Origin of the sequence: Xanthomonas euvesicatoria pv. euvesicatoria, from assembly GCF_020880415.1 — a bacterium.
GTDB classification, from domain to species: Bacteria; Pseudomonadota; Gammaproteobacteria; order Xanthomonadales; family Xanthomonadaceae; genus Xanthomonas; species Xanthomonas euvesicatoria.
In genome coordinates this window covers 1-2,596 of the sequence record NZ_JAJIUJ010000033.1, presented here as the reverse complement: position 1 = coordinate 2,596, position 2,596 = coordinate 1, and the positions used below count along the sequence as shown (strand labels likewise).

The window sequence follows — 2,596 nt, the reverse complement described above, 5'->3', positions numbered from 1 at the left end:
CCTTTCACGCCGGCGTCGTGCGATTCACGAAAGCAGCGACTTCATCATCGGGATCGGCCGCCTGATTACCGGCCTGCTCGCCGGCCAAGCTGTCGCCATCGAAGGCAGGAGCCTCTGCCGCAGTGCTGGCTCGGATCGCCGTTGCCACTTGGCCGCCGATCGTTTGGTCCATGCGTTCGTGGAAGCCCTCCGCAAGTTGCATCGCCCTGCCCCTGAGCACGGCACCCGCACCCTTCGCCAGCTCGCCGGCGGTACCCGCTGCCAATGCTGCGGCATGAGTCAGACCACCGGGGCCGGTGCTGCCTGGTGCGGCCTGCTGGCCGCCCTGCTGCCCCTGCACAGTCCCGCCGGCTGTGGGCTTTGGTTCGCTCTTGGCGGCCTTGTCGGCACTGCTGCCGGTGCTGGCCGTCGAGCTGCCGCCCTTGTCGGCAGCGCCCGCCTTGTTGTCACCCTTTGAGCCGCCCGCGCTGCTGCCAGTCGAGGTACTACCGCCACCCGAAGACGAGCCACCGAAGCCCGCAGCCTGCGCGAACGGCGATCCCCCTGCGCCGGCGGAGTTCTGACCGCCCGAAGTACCTGCGTCGCCCATGCTCGCCACCATGTCCATGCCCGCGCCAGCATCGCTGGTTGCGCTGCCCTGGGCCTTCACGAAAGCGGCTTTGACGGCCGAAACCCCGCCGGCGAGGTTGGCCGCGCCGCTCATCACGGCCGCGCCGGCCATGCTCGCAGCGCCTGCCGCAACACTGGCCGCCCCCATCGCGGCACCAACAGCAGCGCCCGCACCGAAGTTGCCGATGCCACCGGCGTTCCCAATGCCCGTACCGGAAATGACGCCAGCGACCAGCGGCGGCACGCGATTGACCAGCAGCAGCAACGCCAGGCAGAACACCAGCATCACGCCGAGCTCCTCGAAGTTCAGCGTGCCCTTGTTCATCTTGGCGTAGAAGCTGGACAGTAGATCATTCCCGATGCCAACAAGCAGCACCATCGTCATGATCTGCACCGCGACGCCCAGCACTGTCTTGTAGTAGTTGATCGCCATGTCGGAAGTCCAACGCGATCCGCCGAAGCCGAGGAAGAAGAGGCCGGCATAGGACAGCAGCCAGGCTGACACGAGCAGCAGCAACATGTTCACGGCGATAACGGCCAGCAGGAGCAGGATGCCGGCGCTCAAGACCACGCCCACAAAGCTGTCGATAGGCGACCAGGCCGACAGGTTGTTGATGGCCTGCTTCCAGATCAGGAAGCCCACATCGACGATGCCCGACGGCGTGATCGAGGAGATGCCGGAAGCCTGCTCGCCAATCCTGGACAGCGACTGGATGATCGAGTTGGCAAAGTTCGGCCCATTGCGCAGCAACCAGAGGAAGAAGCCGAAGAACAGGATGAACCTGATGAACTCGGCGAAGAACTCACCAATGTCGGCCTTGCGCAGCGCCATGAAGCCGAAGGTGATGACCAGCGAGATCGTGCCCAGCGTCCAGAACAAGAACGTCGCGGCATTCATCACCACCGTCTGCCAGGCCGTGGCCCGCGTGGCGAACTCCGTTACCACCTGGTCAAGCATCCCCTGGTTGGTGAGCTGGGCCGACGCGGCTGTGGAGTAGAGCGCGAGCGCGACGCCGATCAGCGCCGCCTTGTGCAGTGCTTTCATGGCTTCGCCTCCTGCCCCTTCGAGTCTTTCGGGTCGGCCAGTTCCAGCCAGTTCATCGGCTTCTCGGTCGGGGCGATGCCGCCGCCGGTCAGCGACCGGCGCGAGCACAGCCCGGCGAAAGTTTCGCGCGTCGCCTTGTCCTCGATCTTTTTGATCTTCTCGATCTGGCAGTTCGCGTCATTGACCTCGGGCATGGCCTGGGTGGCCGGCTTGCTGTCGCAGCCGGCCAGCAGCGCCACCACGAGGCCGGCAAGCAGCATCGTCGGTTTCATGGTGTCAGCCTCCCTGGTCAGCGGGTCAGTTCGAGCCAGTTTTGCGGGCTGGCCGTTTTCCCGATGCGGGATTCCGTCGAAGTGGCGTGCGCCGCCTGCTGCCGGGCCTCAAGGTCGGCGTCGGCCTGCATCTTGGTCGCCACCGCGTTCTGCTGCGCGATCAACAGGCCACGAATCTGCAAGAGCTGGTTGGCCTGCTGGCTGGCAAGCTGGTTGGCGTAGCCGATGGCCTGCATCTGGCCGGTCGCACCCTGCGCGGCCGACTGGAGACGCTGCAACGTCGCCGCGTCGGCCGTCAGGTTCGATTGCTGCTTGTCCAAGCCCTTGAACAACGCATCGTTGGCCTTCTTCTGCGACTGGCTGGCGAGCTGCCGCACGTTGTTCATGGCGGCCAATTCGGCGGCCGAGCAGCCAGTAGCCGAGAAGCACGGCGACCCCTTGTAGTAGTTCACGTCCTGGAACTTGCTGATGTAGCTGTCCAGGCTGCCGAGCTGCGTCTTGTAGTAGTCCAGCGTGTTGACGGCGTTCATCAGCCCATTGATGGTGGACTGCGCCTGATCCCAGATATAGGCTGCCGGGGCCATCGTGTTCTGGAGCTGGTTCTGATACTGCTGGAGCTGGGTGCTGTACTGCTCAATTTGCTTGAGCGTTTGAGCCACCGATTCGATGG

3 protein-coding genes are annotated in these 2,596 nt (G+C 64.6%); all 3 read right to left on the bottom strand.

Annotated elements, in window-relative coordinates; translation table 11 throughout:
* Positions 1-4: 4 nt before the first annotated feature.
* Positions 5-1,654 (bottom strand): P-type conjugative transfer protein TrbL, encoded by a 1,650-nt coding sequence (gene trbL, locus LN450_RS04905; protein WP_011347385.1) that lies wholly within the window; start codon positions 1,652-1,654, stop codon positions 5-7.
* Entirely contained in the window at positions 1,651-1,926 is a 276-nt protein-coding gene (gene trbK / locus LN450_RS04900; protein WP_011347384.1) for an entry exclusion lipoprotein TrbK, read from the bottom strand. The genes trbL and trbK overlap by 4 nt, the downstream gene beginning before the upstream one ends.
* A 17-nt stretch (positions 1,927-1,943) precedes the next feature.
* Positions 1,944-2,596 (bottom strand): P-type conjugative transfer protein TrbJ (gene trbJ, locus LN450_RS04895; RefSeq protein WP_228884992.1); only part of this gene is annotated, 653 nt, incomplete at its 5' end.